We start from the raw sequence: 19,929 nt of genomic DNA on the forward strand, positions 1-19,929 counted from the left end.
TGAGCATGTGGTGGGGAGTGGCCGCGGCGCTGGTGGCCAACGTGCTCTACAGCACCGGATTCGTGCTGCAGAAGCGGGCGTTGGGCGATCTGCCGGCGCTGTCGGTCGGCCGGCCGCTCCGATTGTTGCGCCTGCTCCTGGGCAGCCCGCTGTGGTCGGCCGGCTCGCTCGCGCTGGCCGCGGGCTTCGTCGCCCAGCTCGCCGTCTACCGCGCGCTGCCCATCGCCGCGGCCCAGGGCCTGTTCGTCGCGGGCCTGGTCCTGCTGCTCCTGCTGTCCTCGGCGGTGCTGGGCGAGCGCCCCGGCGGCCGGGAACGCGCGGGCGTACTGGCCGTGCTCGCCGCACTGGCGATGATCGTCGCCTCGTTGCGCGATGCCGACCCGGTCGGCGAACATGCCCCGCTCGGCCGGTTCCTGGCGGTCTGCCTGCCGGCCCTCGCGGCCGGCCTGTGGCTGTACCGCGCCGCGGACCGGCGCGCTCGCACCCCCGGCCGCCCACCCGCCACCGGCGTGGCCTACGGCGTCGCGATGGGCCTGCTGTACGGGGTGAGTTCGCTGGCGATCAAGGGCATCTCCGGCCGGCTCGGCCGGCACGGCATCGGCGCCACGGCCCTCGACCTGCTCCGCTCCCCCTACCCGTACCTGCTCGTCGGCATCGGCGCGGCCGGCCTGGTGTTGTCGCAGACCGCGCTGCAACGCTGCCGGGCCTCGCTGCTCGTGCCGGTGTGCACCACGGTCTCCGCGCTGCTCATCGCCGGGCCGGGCAGCTTCGCCTTCGGCGAGGCGCTGCCAAACGACCGGGTCCGACCGACCCTGCGCCTGCTCGGCGGCATGCTCGCCGTGACCGTCCTGCTGCTCCTGCCCCGACACGACCGGGACACCGGCGCCGCGGAGGACATCGACCCCGAGGAAGACGCGCGCCGCACACCGGAAGTCACCGCCCCGCCAGAGGAGTCGCCCATGCAACCCGACGATCCGCTCCTCCGGATCCTGGCCTGCCCACTGGACAAGGGACCACTCACCCTGCTTCCTTCGGAGGACGCCTTGTACAACCCGAGACTGCACCGCCGCTACCCGATCGTCGACGGAATCCCCCAACTCCTCCCCTCCTCCGGCGTCCGGGTCTCGGACGACGAACACGCCCGACTCACCCGACGGGTCACCCGATGACGCTCGCCGCCCGGCTCGCACCCCGGGTGTCCCCGCGACTGGTCATCGCCGCCGTCGACGTGCTGTACCCGCGCTTCGAACCGGAGTTGCGGCGGATCGCCGACTTCGTCCCGCGCGGCGGCACCGCCGTCGACGTGGGCGGCTGGTACGGGCCGTGGTCCCGGCGACTGGCCGGGCGCGCGGAGTCGGTGGTGACGGTGGAGCCGGTACCGCACCTGGCCGCGTTGCTCGACACCGGCACGCCGGCCAACGTACGCGTGGTGGGCGCCGCGGCCGGCGACCGCGCCGGCGGCACCGTCGCACTGTGGTTGCCACCGGGCGACCGCGGTGATCGCGGCGTGTCCTCGCTCGTGCGCAGGCAGATCCACGATCGGGCGCTGGACGTACCCTGTGTGCGCCTGGACGATCTCGGCCTGACCGACGTCAGGTTCGTCAAGATCGACGTGGACGGCAGCGAATCGGCCGTGCTGCACGGTGCCCAGGACATGCTGAATCGGGACCACCCGGCGCTGTTCATCGAGTTGGAGGCGCGCATCCAGTCGCCCACGCCGGTGCTCGACTTCCTCCACCGACTGGACTACCGGGGCTGGGTATTGCCCGGCCGGCACTGGCTGCCCCTGGCCGACTTCGATCTGGCCGGCCATCAGGCGCGCACGTCGCATGTGGCCGAACGCGGCCTGCTGCGCCGCACGTTGGCACCGTTCAGTCGGCGCTACGTCAACTCGGTGCTGTTCCTGCCGGGGGCGCGGCAGCCGGGTCCGGGGGCGGGCGGCTGACCGTCGCGGCGCGCGCACCGGGCGGCCCGCGCGCACGGGCGCCGAATCGGTGATCCGCGACCGGTTGCGTTCACAACAGGCCGTGGTCGTGTGCGTAGATTGCCGCGTGGGTGCGGTCGCGCAGACCCAGGCGGGACAGGATTCGGGAGATGTGGTTCTTGACCGTGCCCTCGCTGAGGAACAGCCGGGAGGCGATCTCGCGGTTGGTCGACCCGGTGGCGATCAGCCGGAGGACCTCGGTCTCCCGCTCGGTGAGCACGCCGGGGCCGGGTCCGGGGTGGCCCGGCCCCGGGCCCGGATCACGCGCCGGCGCCGGCTGCTCGGGCTGCGGCGCCGGCGGTTCCGGGCGGGTCATGCCGGCGGCCAGACGTCGGGTGATCGACGCATCGATCTGGGCGACGCCGGCCCGGGCCAGCCGTACCGCGGCGGCCAGTTGCGTCGAGGGCAGGTTCTTGAGCAGGTAGCCGATCGCGCCCGCGCGCAGCGCGTCCGCCACGTACTCGTCGTCGTCGAACGTGGTCAACATGATCACCCGGCACAGCGGTGCGCGCTCGCTCAGCCGCGCGACCGCGGTGACGCCGTCCATCACCGGCATCCGGACGTCCATCAGGATCACGTCGGGCTGTTCGGCCATCGCCGCGGCCACCGCCTGGCGGCCGTCCGAGACCGCGCCGATCACGGTGATGCCGGGTTGGATGCCGAGCAGCGAGGCGATGCCCTCGCGGACCAGTTCCTGGTCGTCGACCACCAACACCCGTACCGGGTCCTCCACGTGCCCACTCATCGGCTCGACGCCCCGACGGCAATCGGAACACGCGGCACCGTGACCGTGACCACGGTGCCGCGCCCCGGCGCCGCGTCCACCTCGACCCGGCCGCCGAGCAGGTCGACCCGTTCGCGCATCGCCCGCAGGCCGAAGCCGTCCCGGGTGCCGGGCATACCATCGCCGAGGTCTGCGCTCGGTGCGAAGCCGCGCCCGTCGTCGGCGATCACCAGTCGTGCCTCGCGTTCGCCGTACCGTGCCGACACCGCGACGTGTCCGGCGTCGGCGTGCCGGTGCGCGTTGGTCAGGCTCTCCTGCGCGGCCCGATACAGCGCGGTGAGCGATTCGAGGTGGAATCCGCGCTCGTCGCCGCTCACGTCCAAAGTCACCCGGGCGGGGCCGCCGTCGACGTGCCGGACCAACTCCGCAAGCGCCGTGGACAGCGAGAACGGCTCGTCCTCGTCTCGCAACGCCCGTACCGAGGATCGAACTTCGTCGAGTGCCCGGCCCGCGGACCAGCGCGCGTCGGCGATCGCCCGCTCGGCGACCGGCGCATCCCGGTCCCGGAACACCGCGGCCTTCTCCAACTGGATGGCGATCGCGGTGAGGTGATGGCCCAGGCCGTCGTGGAACTCGCGGGCCAGTCGGTTGCGTTCCCGGGCGACGGAGAGCTGCTCGACCCGGGTCGCGTACTCGGCCAACCGCTCGTGTGAGTCCCGCAGTTCGCTCAGCGTGTCGGCGAGCCGCGCCCGGCTCGCCTGCTCGCCCACCGCGACCGAGGCCATCACGACGGCGAGCGCCAGGCCCAGGCCGGACATCAGCAGGTCGGTGACGATGTCGGTGCGCAGGTACCACCCGGGCACCCACAACACGTTGCCGAGCAGGATCGCCCCCACGCACACCGCGCTCAGCAGCACACCGACCCGCCGCCCGAAAGCGACGAACGCGGTGAGCGGAACCAGCACGAACAGCGCCCGGGAGACTCCGGAGCGGTCCAGCCCGGCCGCCACCGCGAACAGCGCGAGCCGGCCGATCAGGAGCGGCACCGCCTGCCGGGGCGGCGTGCGGACCGGGTGCCGGCGCACCTCCCGGCGATCCAGCGCAACCAGGAGCAGCAGGCAGCCGCCGAACCCGGCCAGGCGCAGCGCCCGGACCGGACCGGGCGCGATCACCCCGCCGTAGAGTCCGCCGAGCAGCACGACGGCGTAGACGGTGGGCGGCACCCAGGGCATGGGCCGGGACGCCCCCGTGGTCGGGGTCGGCGGTGACGACGCGGCCATCCTGGTACCTCTGTTCGATCCCGAGTGCGGTGCGCCGAACGATACCGGCGGATACCGCACGCACGACCGGCGCGGCGCAGGTCGTGCCCATCCTTGGCCGAAGGTCATGTGCCGTTCGGCCAACCGATCGCGGCCGCGGTGGGAGCCGGTCGGTCGCGGACTGGCCACTCGGCATCTGTGGGCCACCCTCCGGCCCTTCCTAACCTCGCATCGGCGGGGTCCGAGCCTTCCGATCGCACCGGCTTCACCCCGCTTCACCCATCCATGCGGATGCGCTCCGTTCGTTCCGATCACCCCACGAAGGGCAAGATCTTGCCGAAGACCACCCGCCCACTCGCCGTCGCCGCGGCATGGCTGCTGACCGCAACGCTGGGCTCGACGGCGGCGAGCGCCGTACCCCCGTCCGACGCGGTCACCGGATCGTCGTGCAGCGTGCGTGTGCCCGGCGCGGAGTACGTGATCGGCGCCTGCCTGGCCGATCTGACCACGGCCGGCACCGAGGCGTCCGGGCACACCGACCGGAACGACTGGGCCGGCCTGGAGGCGCCCGGCACGGTCAATCCGTCCGGCGTCGAGGGCGTCCAGCTCGACGGCTACTTCCCGGACACCTCGAAGACCAATACCAATCACGGGTGGCATCACGACGCCCAGTTCGTGATCCGGCTGCCGAAGAAGTGGAACGGCGGCCTGGTCGTCGCCGGCCCACCCGGCGTGCGCGAGCAGTACGCCAACGACCGGCTGATCTCCGACCACGTGCTCGCACGGGGCTTCGCCTACGCGGCCACCGACAAGGGCAACACCGGCGAGCGGATCTTCGAGGACGGCCGGCTTCCCGGCGAGGCCATCGCGGAATGGCACGAGCGGGTGGCCCAGTTGACCGTGGCCGCCAAGCAGGTCGCCGCGCGGCACTACGGTCGGCGGCCGGCGAACACCCACATGGCGGGCGCCTCCGCCGGCGGCTATCTGGTGCGGTGGCAACTCGAGCACAATCCGGGCCTGTTCACCGGCGGCGTCGAGTTGCACGGTGTGCTGCTCACGCCCGACGCACCCAACATCCTGGACACCGCACCGGCCGCGTTGCGCGCCTACCCGAGGTATCGCGACAACGTGCCGGGCGCACGGGAGGAGATGTACGCGGCCGGCTACCCGGCAGGCTCCGAACCGACCTGGGAGTTCCACTACCGGAAGTTGTGGGACTCGCTCCAACGCATCGTGCGCGAGGAGATCGACCCCGGGTACGACGGCCCCAAGGAGGGCGGCACGCCGTTCTGCCCGCCGAACACCATCGAGGGTTGCGACACCGACTACGTGTACGCCGACCGTCCGGCCGCCGTGCACAGGGTGGTGGAACGGCTGTCCCTGACCGGGCGGATCAAGCGTCCGCTGATCAGCCTCCAGGGCACGCTCGACGCGTTGTTGCCGATCACGAAGAGCGGTGACGTATACGCGAGAATGGTCGACGAAACCGGGCGCGGCGGGCTGCACCGCTACTACCGGGTCACCGGCGGAACGCACGCCGACGGCCTGTACCCGGCGCTGCCGAAGGTGGCCCAGGCGATGTCGCCGTGCTTCGCCTCGGCCTTCGACGCCCTGGCCGCCTGGACCACGCGCGGCACGCCGCCACCCGCGAGCCACACCGTCCCGGCGGCTGCGGAAGGAGCGGACCGGGTCAACGGCTGCGGACTGTAGGAGTGCTTGTCGCGCTCGCGTGGGGTGCGGCTGCGCCGCGGGGGCGGCGAGGCGCGGGCGCCGGGCCGAGCGGAGCAGAATCGGGGCCCGACGCGCCGGGGCCGGGGCGGCCGGCCCCGGCGGCGCCGGAACCGGCCGTACCCGATGTACAGGGCGCGCTCAGTGCAGCGTCGCCACCGGCGAGTCCTTGGTGATCGACACCCCGGCGGCCGGGCCGACCGGCTCGGCGCCGGGTGCGGGTGCGGGTGGGGTGATCGTGGCGATGTCGTCGGGTGCCGCGACGGGTTCGCCCGCCAGCACCTTGCGGGCCCGGTCCCGGTCCAACACGCCCTCCCAGGAGGCCACCACCAGACTCGCCACGCTGTTCCCGCACACGTTGGTCAGCGCGCGGCACTCGCTCATGAACTTGTCGATGCCGAACACCAGCATGATTCCGGCCACCGGAACGTGCCCGACCGTGGACAACGTCGCGGCCAGCACGATGAACCCCGACCCGGTCACCCCCGCCGCGCCCTTGGAGGTCAGCAACAGCACGGCGACCAGGCTCAGCTGTTGGCCCATGGACAGCGGTGTGTCGGTGGCCTGCGCGACGTACAGCGCGGCCAGCGTCAGGTAGATGCAGGTCCCGTCGAGGTTGAACGAGTACCCGCTCGGCACCGTCAGACCGGCCACCTGCCGCGGCACGCCCAGGTTCTCCATCTTGGTGATCACCCGGGGCAGCACGCTCTCGCTGGAGGAGGTGCCCAGCACGATCAGCAGTTCGTCCTTCATGTAGCGCAGCAGGTGCAGGATGTTCAGCCGGATCGCGGCCATCACCACACCGAGCACGACCACCACGAAGAACAGGCTCGTCCCGTAGAAGATCGCCACCAGTTTGCCCAGACTGGTCAGCGTGTCGAGCCCGTACTTGCCGACCGTGAACGCCATCGCGCCGAACGCGCCGACCGGTGCCGCGTACATCACGATGCGCAGCACGGCGAACAGCACCCGGCCGGTCCGCTCCACGCCGATCGCGATGCCCTCCGCCGGGCGTCCGACCAGCTTGATCGCGATGCCGAAGAGCACCGCGAAGAACAACACCTTGAGCACGTCGCCATCGGCGAAGGCGCCGACCACGCTGCTGGGCACCAGGTCGGTGAGGAAGTGCCACCAGGACTGCGCCTCGCCCTTGTCGATGTAGCCCTGCGCGGTTGCGGAGACCTTCATCGCGCCGACGTCGGCGTGCACCCCGTCGCCCGGGCGCAGCACGTTCATCACGACCAGGCCCAGGATCAGTGCGATGGTGGTCAGCGCCTCGAAGTAGACCAGCGACTTCCAGCCGATCCGGCCGGCGCCGCGCAGGCTGTCCACGCCGGCGATGCCGGTCACCACGGTCACGAAGATGATCGGCGTGATGATCATCTTGATCGCGTTGACGAACGTGTCGCCCAGCGGGCGCAGCTGCTCGCCGGTGTGCGGCCAGGCGGCGCCGACCACGATGCCGGCGAGGATGCCGACCAGGACCCACACGTACAACAGCGTGTACCAGGGCCGGCGCGCCTGCGCTGCCCGGACGGGCGCCGATTCGGCGGGCGGCGGCGGCTCGGCCGCACCGGCGGCCGGGTCGGTCGTGGTGGCCTGGGACATGAGGGGCCTCCCGGGAGGGGTGTCGGGTCGAGCGGACGGGAACGCTGCGACACCGGCGCCGGCACCGGGCCGGGCTCGCCTCGCCCGGCGGGCCCGGCGGGCGGTCGAACCGGTCGGGCGGCGGAAACATCGGCGAAACAGCGGGTTACGGGACGTAGATTGGCGCGGTACCGGAGCCCGCCGGTGGTTACGCGCATTACGCGCACGACGAAATTCCTGCCGAATCGTCGGAAAGCGCCGGAAATGCGGACAGTGGCTGCCTTGCACGACGGGCCGGACGTCCAGTGATAATTCGCGCATGGCCAACCAGAGCATCGCTCGGCAGGTGCTGCTGTGGCAGCTCGCCCTCGTCCTGCTGCTCGTCGCGGCGGGCTCCGGCGTCGCCGTCCATGCCGTACGCCGCTCCGGCGAGCAGACCGCCCGCGAACGCGCGCTCGACGTGGCCCGCACGCTGGCCCGCGCGCCCGGCATCGCCGAGGCCGCCGGCTCCGCCGACCCGACCGCCCGACTCCAGCCGATGGCCGAGCGGATCCGCAAGGAGAACGGCGTCGATTTCGTGGTGGTGATGAGCGTCGACGGCACCCGCTTCACCCACCCCGACCCGACCCGGATCGGCAAGACGTTCCTCGGTCACATCGACGCCGCGGCCCGGGGACGCACCTCGACCGAGACCTACACCGGCTCGCTGGGCCCCTCCGTGCGCGCCGTCGTCCCGGTCCTCGGCTCCGACGGCCGCCCGATCGCGCTCGTCTCCGTCGGAGTCACCAACCGCCGCGTCGACGCGCTGGTCGGCCGGGACGTCCCGGTGGTGCTCGCGGTCGCCGCCGCAGCCCTCGCCGTGGCCTGCGCGGCGAGCATGGCGGTGCACCACCGGCTGCGCCGGCAGACCCTGGGCCTGGGACCGGTGGAACTGCGGCGGGTGTACGAACACCACGACGCGGTCCTGCACGCCGTCCGCGAGGGCCTGATCGTGGTGGACTCCGCCGGCCGGCTGGTGCTGGCCAACGACGAGGCCGTCCGGCTGCTCGCACTGCCGGCCGCGCCGGAGGGGCGGCACGTGGGCACCCTGGGCCTGGACCGCACACTGGCCGACACGCTCGTCGCCGGCCGCACGGTCAGCGACGAGATCCACCTGTGCAACACCCGCGCCCTCGCGGTCAACATCAGCCCGACCGGCCGGGACGGGCGGATGGTGGCCACCTTCCGCGACCACACCGAACTGCGCGCCCTGGTCGGCGAACTCGACCAGGTCAAGGGCTTCGCCGAGGCGCTGCGCGCGTCCGCACACGAGACCGGCAACCGGCTGCACACGATCGTCGCGCTGATCGAACTCGGGCGCGGCGAGGAGGCGATCAAATTCGCCACCGGCGAACTGACCGCCGCCCAGGACCTGGCCGACGAACTCACCGCCGCCGTGCACGAACCCGCCCTGGCCGCGCTGCTGTTCGGCAAGCACGCGCAGGCCGCCGAACGCGGTGTGCAACTGACCGTGACCGGCGGGCCGGCGACCGACCACGACGGGCCGGACCCGCTCGACGCGCTCGCCTCCCGGTTCGAACCACGCGACCTGGTCACCGTGCTGGGCAACCTGGTCGACAACGCGATCGACGCGGCGGTGTCCGCGCCGCCGCCGCGCACCGTGCGGGTCACCGTCGGCGCCGACCCGGACGCGGTCGACGGCGGCCTGTTGCTGCGGGTCGCGGACAGCGGCCCCGGCATCGACGAACCGCTCACCACGCGGGTGTTCGAGCGCGGGTGGAGTACCAAGGAGAGTTACGGATCCCAGGACCGCGGTCTGGGTCTGGCCCTGGTCCGGGCCACGGTGGCCCGGCATGCCGGCACCGTCGACGTCGCCCGCGGTGACACCGGCGGCGCGGTGTTCACCGTGCGCCTGCCCGCACTGCCCGCCCAACGTCCGGGGGAGGAAGCATGATTCGCACCCTCATCGTCGAGGACGACCCGGTCCTGGCCGAGGCGCACGCGGTCTTCACCGGCCGTATCCCGGAGTTCGAGGTGGTCGGCGTCACCGGCAGCGGCACCGAGGCGCTGCGCCTGCTGTCCACCCGCCGAGTCGACCTGGTCCTGCTCGACCTCTACCTCCCGGACCTGCACGGCCTCGACCTGTGCCGGAGCATGCGCGCCCAGGGCCACGACGCCGATGTCATCGCCGTCACCTCGGCCCGGGATCTGCGGTTGGTGCGCTCGGCGGTGTCCCTGGGCGTGGTGCAGTACCTGCTCAAGCCGTTCTCGTTCGCCGCGTTCCGCGAGCGCCTGGACGGCTACGCGGAATACCGCCGCCGGATCGGCGCGGCCGGTGCCGCGCCGACCGCCACCGGACAGCGCGAGGTGGACCAGGCGTTCGCCGCGCTGCGCCGAACCTCCGAGGCGGCGCCGCTGCCCAAGGGCCTGGCCGCCGCCACGTTCGAGGCGATCGTCGCGCACCTGAGCACGGGGGCGGTGACCTCCGCCGCCGACATCGCCGACGCGGTCGGCGTCTCCCGCCCGACCGCCCGCCGCTACCTGGACCACCTGTCCGCCCGCCGCCTGGTCTCGCGCGAACCCCGCTACGGACGCGCCGGTCGCCCCGAATACATCTACCGCTGGCACACCCCACAACCGGAGACGTCCGGCCCACCCGGACCCGGCTAGGCCCTCTTCGGCGCGCCCGGAAGAGCGGTCGTGAGCGAACCCTCGGCCGCGCCGGGGTCCCGCGCCGCCGATTCCGGAGTCGAGACGCTACCGCCCCGGTACCGCCATCGGCCGGTTCAGGACTTGGGCGCGTCCGAGAGGCGCACGAACGTGTAGCCCTGTTGCAGCAGTTCGGGCACGGCCAGGCGGATGCCGGCGGCGGTGCCGCCGCGCGGGTGGTTCATGTGGCCGATCACCACCGAGCCCGGGCGGACGTCCCGCATCGCCTTGCGAACCTGCTCGGGGGTGAAGGTGGCTCCGCCGTCGGCGTTGACGTGGAAGCTCGCGAAGCGTTCACCGACGTCGGTGACGATCCTCGCCGCCACGTCGTCGCAGTAGGCCGTCCCGGAGCGGAAGAACCGCGGGGGTCGGCCGAGCAGTTCGGTGAGTTTGGCCCGGTTGCCGGTGATCTCGTCGTAGACCTCGCCCGCATCCCTGGTGCCGGGGATCCCGTAGGCGGCGCGGCCGGACACCGACAGCGGCAGATGCCGGGTGCCGTGGTTGGCGATCTCGAAGAGCGGGTCGGCGGCCAGTTGCCGAAGCGTGGGCAGGTTCTCGTCGACCCAGCGGGAGTTGACGAACAGGGTTGCCGGGAGCGACCGTTCACGCAGGAAGTCGATCAGCGCCCGGTCGTACTCGCTGCCACCCTTGCCGCCGCACGCGTCGAAGGTCAGCGCCGCGACCTTCGCGGTGGTCGGCAGGCGGGACAACGACCCCGGCACCTCCAGGCCCCAACTCGTGGGCACCTGCCCGCCGTACCGGGCGACGATCTCCGCCCGGGTCGGGCCGGCGGCCGGCGGCGGGCCCGAGGGGTGCGGCGGTGTCGGCTCCGACGGGGCGGGGCGAGCCGCCGCCGGCGCCGGTGGTGCCGTCGTCGTCGGCGCGGCGGACTTCCCCGCATCCGAACACCCCGCCAGAAGCCCGCCCAACGCGGCTGCCAGCACCACCCGTCGGCCCACGTCCATCGCGCCGTCCTCCACATCCGCGCGACGCCAACCGCCGTGCGGGTTCACCCTAGAAGATCACCGCCGCCGCCACCGTCCGGTACCCGCGTGGCACGCCGCCGAGTGTCATCGGCTCCCGCTAGCGTCGCGGCATGACTGTGCACATCTCCCTGACCCTGGACTGCACGAACGCGCCGCTCGTGGCCGACTTCTGGAAGACGGCCCTGGGTTACATCGACGAGCCGCCACCCGCGCCGTTCGCAACTCGCGCGGAATGGTTCGCGTCGTTCGACCTGCCCAAGGACGAGTCGCCGGACGACTGTGCGTGGTTGTGCGATCCGAAGGGTGTGGGGCCTCGGCTGTCCATCCTGAAGGTGCCCGAGCCCAAGACCGTGAAGAATCGGCTGCACATCGACATCCGAGTGCCCGGACACGGCTCGCCCGAGGAGCGCTGGGAGCGCATCGGCGCCGAGGCCGCGCGCTTGGTGGCCGCGGGCGGCACCATCCTGCACGAGGACACCGGCCACCACTTCGTGATGGCCGACCCCGAGGGCAACGAGTTCTGCGTCGCCGCCGGCCGCGCGCCGAACTGACCCACCCGCGGCACAGTCCCGGGCCGGCGCCGGGCGGCCGTGGGGTCGTGGGCCGCGACCGGACACGTTCACTGATTCTCCCGTCCCTCGCACAGGCACAGGCAACCCGTCCACTGTCACTAGCGGTCAATGGCCGGTTACCTATGGTTGACGAGGCCGGCGGCCCCGGGGTTTCATGCACCGGTGGGAGAACGTGTGCACGGCGATACTTGGGGGCTCGCAGAGGCCATGGAGTTCATCGAACGAGGGCCGGAAATCGGCAGGTTGCGCACGGCGCTCCGGGAATGCGCCGCCGCGCGGGGCGGTGTCGTCCTGGTGGACGGCGCCGTGGGTTGCGGCAAGAGCGAGATACTCGGCTGGGTCGGCGAGCAGGCGGCGGCCATCGGCGCGCTGTCGCTGTCCGCGACCGGGTCGGCCGCGCCCCGCACCCGACCCCTGGCGATCCTGGCCCAGTTCCTCGACGGCCCGGCCGTACCGTCTCGACTGTCCCTCGCCCTGGCTCGGTTGGTCGAGGACGAGGACACCACCCGCGCGGCCCGACGATTCACCACCGCGATCCACGAAGTCGCGCTGCGGCAACCGGTGGTGGTGTCCCTGGACGACGTGCAGCACGCCGACGCCGCCTCGGTGCGGTGCCTGTTGCACCTGGCTCGGCATTCGGGCCGGGCCCGGGTTCTCGTACTGTTCGCCCGCTCGCTCGACTTCGCCCTGGCGGACCCGCAGTCGGACACCGAGTTCCTGCGCCAACCCGAACTGGCTCGAATTCGCCTGGCCCCGCTGACCCCGACCGGCGTGGCCGAACTGCTCGCCGAGCACCCCGACATCCCAGCCCCGGACCCGAACTCGGCCTCGGCCTCGGCCTCGGCCTCGGATTCGGGCTCGGCGTCGGACCCAGCCCAGTGGTACCACGAACACACCGGCGGCAACCCGCTGTTGCTGCGCGCGCTGATCGCCGAGCATCGGTCCGCCGCGAGTGCGGCGACGCCGCCGACGCCCGGCGGCCCGTACAGCCAGGCCGTGCTGACCTGCCTGCGCCGAGGCGGGGCCGGCATGTGGCGGGTGGCCAGGGCCGCCGCCGTCCTGGACGCCGGCGCATCGGCCCAGGTGCTGTCCCGGATCGCCGACACCACGCCACGCGCCACCGCACAGGCCCTGGGCGCACTCTCCGGCGCCGGCCTGCTGGACGGGGACCGACTGCGCCGCGCGGCCCGCAACGCGCTGCTGGACAGTCTGGATCCGGCCGAACACGGCGGCCTGCATCGCCGCGCCGCCGCCGTGCTGCGCTACGAGGGTGCCCCGGCGGCCCGGATCGCCACCCATCTGCTCGCCGCCCGCGAAGCCCCCGACCCGTGGGCGGTGGGCGTGCTGCGCGAGGCCGCCGAGGAGGCGTTGGACGGGGACCGGGCCCACCGGGCGATCGCCTGCCTCGAACTGGCCGCCGAACAGTGCCGCGACCCCGCCGCGCGCGCCGAGACGCACGTCCGGCTCGCCGAGGTCACCGGTCGGCTCAACCCCCACGCCGCCGAACAGCGGTGCCTGGGCGAACCGTTGACCGCGCTGGCCCTGGGCGACCTGCCCGCGTCGAGCATGACCCCGCTGGCCCACCAACTGTTGTCGCACGGCCGGCTGGACGCGGCCCGCCGGGTCCTCGACCGGCTCAAGGAACACACCGACCCGCGGGCGGAGTGGGTCGACCACGTCGAATCGGACCTCCCGCTCCCGTGGCTGTGCCACCCGCAACCGGCCGCGCCGTTACCCGATCCCGTCGAGCGCGTCGAGGCCGCCGAGCACCTGTTGCGGGTTTCCGGGTTGACCGACGTGACCCTGTCGCCGCTGGTCGCCGCGCTGCACCTGTTGATCGACCGGGACCGCGCGAGCCGCGCGGAAGCCCACGCCCGGGCCCTGCTTGCCGAATCGATCCGGCGCGAAGCCCCCGGCTGGCAGGCCGTGTTCGGCTCGGCATGTGCCCAGGCGGCGTTGCGCCAGGGCCGGTTGCCGGAGGCGGAGACGTACGCGCGGCAGGCGATGGCGGTCCTGCCCGAGCGCGCCGGGAGTCTGTTCCTCGGCGGCCCGCTGGCGAGCCTGATCTGCGTGTACACCGAGATGGGCGACTACGCGGCCGCCGCACACCAGGTGAACCAGCCGGTCGGCAAGGACCTGTTCACCGGCCTGCACGGACTCGCCTACCTGCGCGCCCGGGGCCGATTCCTGCTGGCCACCGACCGGGTCCGGGCCGCACTCGCCGATTTCCTCCAGGTGGCCTGGCTGGTGCACAGCTGGGGAGTGGACCAGCCGTTCTTCGTGCCCTGGCGCACCGACGCCGCCGAGGCCCTGCTGCGACTCGACGAGACCGAGCGCGCCCGGGAACTGGTGACCGAGCAGCTACGGCTGTGCGGTCCCGGTGGCGGCCGGATCCGCGGAACCACGCTGCGGCTGCACGCGATGACCGTCGACGTCGCCGAACGCCCGGCGCTGCTGACCCGGGCGGTCGAGGCGCTGCGCCGGTCCGAGGACACCTTGGAGTTGGCCCGCACCCTGGAGGCCCTCGCCGAGTCCTATCGGGCCCTGGCCGAGCCGGTCCGCGCCGCCACCCTGCAGTCCCGGGTCTGGCACCTGACCCGGGACTGCGGCGCACGGCCGCGTGCGCGCAACATCGCGCACGCGTACGCCGACCTGTTGGAGACGAACATCGGCGGCACGGGCGCGGATCTGAGCGAATCGGAGAAGCGGGTCGCCGCACTGGCCGCGTCCGGGTACAGCAACCGGGGCATCTCCGAGGAATTGTTCATCACGGTGAGCACCGTCGAGCAGCACCTGACCCGGGTCTACCGCAAACTCGACATCAAGAACCGCCGGCAACTGCCCGCCCACCTGCGGTCGCACCTGGACTGGTGTCGGCCCACCCCCGAACCGCCCGGCGCAGCCCCGCGGCGCACCGACGAGTCCCGATCCGCCGGGCCCGCGGCGGCCGACTCAGACGCGCACCGGCAGCCCCAACGCCCGGGCGAACAGGCCGCGGTGCAGGTCGCCGGTGCCGCCGAGCGCATCCGCCGCTGACCGACGCGGCGCCGGCCCGGCGGCCCCCTCGCCCACAGCGCCCGCCGCACCCGCGCCCAGGGCCGCCGCGGGACCCAGCAGATCCAGCACCAACGCGCCGAAGTCCGCCGCCAGTTCACCGCCCAACGCGCCGGCCGCGAGGGCGTGCAGGCGCGCCGTGTCGTCGCCGATGCCCCGCGCGGGCAGCACCGCGGCCGCCGCCAGGAGGCGGATCGCCTGAACCCGCACGGCCAGTTCGGTCAGTCCGGCACGCGCGGCGGAGCCGCGCGGCCCCGCCGCCGAGGCCGCTTCCGAGCCCGTGCGCAGCAGCCCGATCAGCTCGACCAGTTCGCGGTGCAGCGTGGCCGCGACGTCGCCGGCCGCGACCGACTCGGCGACGAAGGTGTCCACGATCACCGACCAACCGCCGTGCACGGCACCGATCCTGGCCGTGTCCGCGACCTCGACCCGGTCGAACAGCACCGAGCATCCGCCTTCGCCCGCCGGGGATCGGTGCGGTCGCACGGTCACGCCCGGCGTGTCGAGCGGCACCAGGAACACGGTGAGGCCGGCCTGTGGTCGCCGGCGGTCGGGATCGGTACGCGCGGCCAGCCACACGTAGCGGGCCCCCTCCGCGTCGGCGGACCACAGCCGGTCGCCGGTCACGACCCAGTCACCCCGTTCGCCGCCGCCGGCCCGCGCCGCACGCACCCGCACCGCGGCCGGGTCGAATTCGGCCCGCGCGGCCCGGTAGCCCGGCGCTATGCGCAGCGTGCCCCGGCGGATCCCGGGCAACAACCGCTCACGCTGCTCCGGCGTGCCGTGCCGGGCGATCGCCGCACCGAACACGGTGGCGCAGGCCAGGGCGTCGGCGACCGGCAGGCGATGCCGGCAGACCTCCTGGCGCAGCGCGAACCGTTCGGCGGGAGTGCCACCGCTGCCGCCGTGCACTGCGGACCAGTCCAGGGCGAACCAGCCGTGTTCGGCCAACTCGGCCACGGTCGCCGGGTCGTCGGCGTGTTCCGGGCCCGACGGCCGCGGTGTCGGGCGACGCGCGACCACCTTGCGGACCGCCTCACGCAGGGCATCGCCGTCCGGCCCCAGGCGCGGTTCGGGCAACCCGACCCCGGCATCCGGCCCGGCGTCCGCGTCGGTGTCCGGGTCGGCCTCCAACAGGCGATCGGCGACCTCGCCGCCGGGCGTGCCGAACGCACCGAGGCAGGCCAGGTCGGTGTGCACCCGGCGAAACAACCACGGCGTCTCGTGCTCGTCGAAGCGGCCGGCGGCCGAAACATGTGGCTGATGGGCATCCGCACGCACCCGCGGGGCGACCCGGCGCACGTGCGCGACGGCCAGTTCGGCGGCGAGCACCCAGTCGGTGGCGCCCTCGGTGTACCGGCGGACCGCGTCGGTGATCAGCAGGTCGCCGGCGTCGAGTTCGATCCGGCTGTGCTCGGCCCGCGGCCTGCCCGGGCCGCGCACCCCGATGCGGACCTCGCGGCGGGCACCGCTCCCGGCCCGCCCGGATTCCGCCGTGCGCTCGGCGGCGCCGAACGCGCGTGCGGCCAGGCCCAGTCGGAGCAGGGTCGTCAGCCGGTCGGCCCGATCCGTCGGGATCGCGCCGTACGCGAGGGCCGCCCCGAGTCGGGCCCGGGACCACCGGGGTACGGCCAGACCCTCGACCGGTTCGGCCTCGAGGATGCGGTACAGCCCGACCGGGCCGCCGCCGTACGGCAGGCGCAGCACGTGGGTGGCCGCGTCGCCGGCCTCGATCAGGCAGTCGGTGCCGACGTCGGCCTCGCCCCCGCCCGGCAGCGCGCTCACCACCCGGATGCCGCCGTCGGCGATCGCGCCGGCCAGGCCGGTGTTCGCGGCGAACAACCGGGCCGCGACGAAGGCGTCCAGTACCGGCAGTGGGCATGCGGCCCGCCCGAGCGCGCGAACCAGGGCGATCGCGGCGGCCAGGGCGTCGGTGTCGCCCAGGTCGAACCAGCCGTGCACGGCGCCCACGTCCCACAGCCGGTCCAGGTCCCCGGTGGGCGCGGCGCCGGCCCGGCCCCAGTGTCGGGTGATCAGGACCGCCGCGTTCGCGGCGAACTCCCCGACCTCGTCCCGGTGCGACACGTCCATGTCGTGGCTCCCTTCGGCGATGCGTCCCGAACACGCTTCGGGCCCTGCGGATCTGCTCCGGTGGTGTGGGCAACGCCCGCGGCCCGTCCGGGAATCGCCGGTTCGACGGGCGCGACGACGTCGGCGGTCAACCGGTTGGCCCCGCCAGCGTATGAACCCGGGATCGGCGGCGGAACCCCTGACTGCCGCCCCTACCCGGGCTGGGGTTGCCGTTCCGCGCCCGGTCGGCCGACGCCCGCCGCCACGACATGCACCGCTCCGACTCGACCCGCGCGCCCCGGGCGCCGCAGAACCGACTCAGTTCACGATCGGATTGGGGCAGAACCGGTTCTCCACGCGCTGGATGGGCGTACTCACCGACACCGGCGCGGCGATCCCGTCCGGGGCGTTGCGGATGTCGGCCATCGAGGCGGTGCACACCAGTTGGTCCACGACGAGTCCGGTGAGCGGAGTGGCACCGGCCAGGTCGACCCGGAGGGTCACGCCCTGGGCGCTCACCCGCGCGGGTCCGGCGTTGCGCGGGACGGCGCTGGTCACCCCGGCCCGGACCTCCTCCCAGCTGGGTCCCGCGAGCAGCAGGTCGATCGCGGCCTGCGGAGTGACACCGGTGAGCGAGGTGCGCAGGACGGGTTGGATGCGATGGTCGGCGATCAGGTAGACGTACAGGCTGCCGGGCTGTCCCGGCGGGGCGGGCGAGACGATGCCCTGCGCGGGCAACCCGGCCTCCACCGCACCGGTGGTGGGGATGCCGCAACCGGCGCCGACCGCGAGCAACGCGACCGCCGCCGGGCCGAGTCCGGTGGATCTCGGCGGATGGGGTCGCCTCGTCCGGTGCCCCGGCTCGACGTGTCGGAGAGGCGACCGCGTCGTGGTTCCGTTCGGCTGTTCCTCCGGTGCGGCGAGGTGAGCGCAGCGAGTCCGAAGGGCGGATGCCAGGCGGCGCGGCCCCGCCAGGATCCACCGCACAGGGCCTGGCCGGGCCGTCGTCATGCGTCCTCCGTGGCTCGGACCCGGGCGTACCGGGGTAGTTCGACGGTGAACTCCGCGCCACCGTCGGGTCGGTTCGCCGCCCGGATGTGCCCGTCGTGCAACCGCACGTTCTCCAGCGTGATCGCCATGCCCAGGCCGCTGCCGGCGGAGCGGGCCCGGGCGGTGTCGGCCTTGAAGAAGCGCTCGAACACCCGGTCCAGCGTGTCGGCGGCCAGGCCGGGGCCGCGGTCGGCCACGCGCAGCACGATCCACACGCCGTCCGCCCGCCGCTCCGTGCCCAGGCCCACCTCGACCGGCGGCGCGCCGTGCCGCAGCGCGTTGCCCACCAGGTTGGCCACCACCACGTCGAAGCGCCTGGGATCGACCTCGGCCCGAATCCCCGCCGGCAGCTCGGTGGACACCGCGTCGGACCAGGCCCGCGCGGCCAGGCAGCGGCGCACCGCCTCGGCCACGTCGAGTTCGTCCACGTGCAGCGCGGCGGCGCCGGCGTCGAAGCGGGAGATCTCCATCAGGTCGTCGACGAGTCGGGTGAGCTTGCCGGTCTCGGCGGAGACCAGACGCAGCGCGGCGGCCGTGTCCGGATCCAGCCGCTCGGCGGCGGCGTCCTCGTCGAGCACGTCTATCACCGCGGCCATCGCCGCGAGCGGGGTGCGCAGTTCGTGCGAGACGTCGGCCGCGAAGCCGCGCGCCCGGGCCTCCATCGTGCGCAGCCGTGCCTCGTTCTGCTCCAGGGCCGCCGCGGTGTGGTTGAAGTCCCGTGCGAGTTCCGCGAGTTCGTCCCCACCCTTGACCTGGAGCCGGGTGTCCAGGCGGCCCTGGGCCAGCCGCCGGGTGGCGCGTTGCAGGGCCCGGACCGGGCGCAGCACCCCGCCGGCCACCACCAGTGCCAGGATCAGTGCGAGCAGGACCGCCGGGATCGCGCCGTTGCGCGCGGCCCGGACCAGGGCCGCCTCCTCCTGCATCTGCGCGCGCATCGGGGTGAGCACGTAGACCTGCACGCCGGACAGGCGGCCGTCGAGCGGTTTGGCGAAGGTCACCGGCACGCCGACGGCGAGCAGGATCACACCCTCGCGCTCCACCCGCTGGAACGCGGTCGCCGCGGTGGAGGTGGTGCGCAGCGCGGCCGGGATCGCGTTCGGTGTCAGCGTGCGGTCGGTGGCCGCCCACAGGTCCCGGTAGCCGGCCGCGACGGCCCAGTGGTCGTTGTTGCCCCGGGTGTCCACCAGCGCCACGATCCGCTCCAGCGCGGCCTGGTCCGGCGGGAACGGCACCGACGGCGCGACCGCGTCGACCCGGTCGCGCACCGAGCGCACCACCGAGTCCTGGGCGCGTTGCAGCATCGCGGTACGGGCTTCCCGGTAGGTCAGCGCGGCGGTCGCGAGCGCGGCGAACGCGGCGACGAGCAGGCAGGCCGAGGCCAGCCGCACCCGCAGGCCGCGCAGTACGCGCAGCCGGGCGAGCGGCCCGGTCACAGCGGCCCGAACCGGTAGCCGAAGCCGCGCACGGTCTGGATGTAGCGAGCCGGCCGGTCCGGCTCCTCGATCTTGATCCGCAGGCGCTTGACGCACGCGTCGACCAGGCGGCTGTCTCCGAGATAGGGATGCTCCCACACTGCCTCCAGCAGCTGCCCCCGGCTGAACACCTGGCCGGGAGAGGCGGACAGGGCGAGCAACAACCGCAGCTCGGAGGGTGCCAAGCCGACCGGCCGGCCCGCCTTGAGCACGGTGAGCGCGGTGCGATCCAGGGTCAGTTCGCCGTGTACCTCGCGGCGCCCGACCGGGGCCGCCGACTCGGTGCGGCGCAGCACCGCACGGATCCGGGCCTCCAGGACCCGGGCCTGCACCGGCTTGACCACGTAGTCGTCGGCACCCGCCTCCAGGCCCAGGACGACGTCCATGTCCTCGTTGCGCGCGGTGAGCATGATCACCGGCAGGGTGCCGGCCCGGCGGATGCGCCGGCACACCTCGAAGCCGTCGATGCCGGGCAACATCAGGTCCAGCACGACCAGGTCGGGATCGAATCCGGCCACTCCCGCGAGGCCGTCCTCGCCGCTGTGCCGCACCTCGGTCGTGTGGCCTTGTCGGCGCAGGCCGATGGCCAGGCCCTCGGCCACGGCGGGGTCGTCTTCGATCAGGAGCACACGAACCATTGGTTCAGTATCGATCAGCATCCGGCCGCGAACGCGCTTCGCGGAAGCGATCGGGCCGGTTGTGACAGAACGGTCTTCTTCCCGGCCGAGTGCGGT

At 73.5% G+C, this 19,929-nt stretch carries 15 protein-coding genes; 7 read left to right on the forward strand and 8 right to left on the reverse strand.

Annotated elements, in window-relative coordinates; genetic code table 11:
* The first annotated feature begins 959 nt into the window (after positions 1 to 959).
* Together ACZOOI_RS35455 and ACZOOI_RS35460 are read left to right on the forward strand one after the other, a co-directional pair.
* Complete coding sequence (locus tag ACZOOI_RS35455; protein WP_465284107.1) at positions 960 to 1,169, forward strand: Trm112 family protein; 210 nt, start codon at positions 960 to 962, stop codon at positions 1,167 to 1,169.
* Entirely contained in the window at positions 1,166 to 1,945 is a 780-nt protein-coding gene (locus ACZOOI_RS35460; RefSeq protein WP_465283669.1) for an FkbM family methyltransferase, read from the forward strand. The genes ACZOOI_RS35455 and ACZOOI_RS35460 overlap by 4 nt, the downstream gene beginning before the upstream one ends.
* A gap of 70 nt (positions 1,946 to 2,015) precedes the next feature.
* Here the strand turns inward: ACZOOI_RS35460 and ACZOOI_RS35465 are convergent, their stop codons facing one another.
* Both ACZOOI_RS35465 and ACZOOI_RS35470 read right to left on the reverse strand, forming a co-directional pair.
* The gene (locus ACZOOI_RS35465; protein ID WP_465283670.1) at positions 2,016 to 2,729 is read right to left on the reverse strand and encodes a response regulator; all 714 of its coding nucleotides are present in this window, start codon (positions 2,727 to 2,729) and stop codon (positions 2,016 to 2,018) included.
* Positions 2,726 to 3,988, reverse strand: a complete 1,263-nt coding sequence (locus tag ACZOOI_RS35470) for a sensor histidine kinase (RefSeq protein WP_465283671.1) — start codon at positions 3,986 to 3,988, stop codon at positions 2,726 to 2,728. The genes ACZOOI_RS35465 and ACZOOI_RS35470 overlap by 4 nt, the downstream gene beginning before the upstream one ends.
* Positions 3,989 to 4,300: 312 nt before the next feature.
* Here ACZOOI_RS35470 and ACZOOI_RS35475 point away from each other — a divergent pair, with 312 nt between their 5' ends.
* Positions 4,301 to 5,677 carry a tannase/feruloyl esterase family alpha/beta hydrolase gene (locus ACZOOI_RS35475; RefSeq protein WP_465283672.1) on the forward strand — a complete coding sequence of 459 codons (1,377 nt, stop codon included), beginning with the start codon at positions 4,301 to 4,303 and terminating at the stop codon, positions 5,675 to 5,677.
* 159 nt (positions 5,678 to 5,836) lie between these two features.
* Here the strand turns inward: ACZOOI_RS35475 and dctA are convergent, their stop codons facing one another.
* Positions 5,837 to 7,303: a C4-dicarboxylate transporter DctA gene (gene dctA, locus ACZOOI_RS35480; RefSeq protein WP_465283673.1), complete on the reverse strand. Its 1,467-nt coding sequence runs from the start codon at positions 7,301 to 7,303 to the stop codon at positions 5,837 to 5,839.
* A 298-nt stretch (positions 7,304 to 7,601) separates the two neighbouring features.
* Here dctA and ACZOOI_RS35485 point away from each other — a divergent pair, with 298 nt between their 5' ends.
* A complete protein-coding gene (locus tag ACZOOI_RS35485) occupies positions 7,602 to 9,236 on the forward strand; it encodes a sensor histidine kinase (protein ID WP_465283674.1) in 1,635 nt (544 codons plus the stop codon).
* On the forward strand, positions 9,233 to 9,952 hold the full coding sequence (locus ACZOOI_RS35490) for a response regulator (RefSeq protein WP_465283675.1): 720 nt from the start codon (positions 9,233 to 9,235) through the stop codon (positions 9,950 to 9,952). Before ACZOOI_RS35485 ends, ACZOOI_RS35490 begins: the two co-directional genes overlap by 4 nt.
* Before the next feature lie 116 nt (positions 9,953 to 10,068).
* Here ACZOOI_RS35490 and ACZOOI_RS35495 read toward each other — a convergent pair whose 3' ends face one another.
* A complete protein-coding gene (locus ACZOOI_RS35495) occupies positions 10,069 to 11,004 on the reverse strand; it encodes a polysaccharide deacetylase family protein (protein ID WP_465283676.1) in 936 nt (311 codons plus the stop codon).
* Between the two features lie 83 nt (positions 11,005 to 11,087).
* Here ACZOOI_RS35495 and ACZOOI_RS35500 point away from each other — a divergent pair, with 83 nt between their 5' ends.
* Together ACZOOI_RS35500 and ACZOOI_RS35505 are read left to right on the forward strand one after the other, a co-directional pair.
* Entirely contained in the window at positions 11,088 to 11,528 is a 441-nt protein-coding gene (locus ACZOOI_RS35500) for a VOC family protein (RefSeq protein WP_465283677.1), read from the forward strand.
* Between the two features lie 228 nt (positions 11,529 to 11,756).
* A complete protein-coding gene (locus ACZOOI_RS35505) occupies positions 11,757 to 14,585 on the forward strand; it encodes a LuxR C-terminal-related transcriptional regulator (protein ID WP_465283678.1) in 2,829 nt (942 codons plus the stop codon).
* Here ACZOOI_RS35505 and ACZOOI_RS35510 read toward each other — a convergent pair.
* The 4 genes from ACZOOI_RS35510 to ACZOOI_RS35525 form a co-directional block, all read right to left on the reverse strand.
* Positions 14,502 to 16,694 (reverse strand): acyl-CoA dehydrogenase family protein, encoded by a 2,193-nt coding sequence (locus tag ACZOOI_RS35510; RefSeq protein WP_465283679.1) that lies wholly within the window; start codon positions 16,692 to 16,694, stop codon positions 14,502 to 14,504. The genes ACZOOI_RS35505 and ACZOOI_RS35510 overlap by 84 nt on opposite strands.
* Positions 16,695 to 16,991: 297 nt before the next feature.
* Entirely contained in the window at positions 16,992 to 17,468 is a 477-nt protein-coding gene (locus ACZOOI_RS35515) for a hypothetical protein (protein ID WP_465283680.1), read from the reverse strand.
* A 212-nt stretch (positions 17,469 to 17,680) separates the two neighbouring features.
* A complete protein-coding gene (locus ACZOOI_RS35520) occupies positions 17,681 to 19,156 on the reverse strand; it encodes an ATP-binding protein (protein ID WP_465283681.1) in 1,476 nt (491 codons plus the stop codon).
* A complete protein-coding gene (locus tag ACZOOI_RS35525) occupies positions 19,153 to 19,833 on the reverse strand; it encodes a response regulator (protein WP_465283682.1) in 681 nt (226 codons plus the stop codon). Before ACZOOI_RS35525 ends, ACZOOI_RS35520 begins: the two co-directional genes overlap by 4 nt.
* Positions 19,834 to 19,929: the final 96 nt, after the last annotated feature.

It is taken from the genome of Embleya sp. L77, assembly GCF_055557415.1.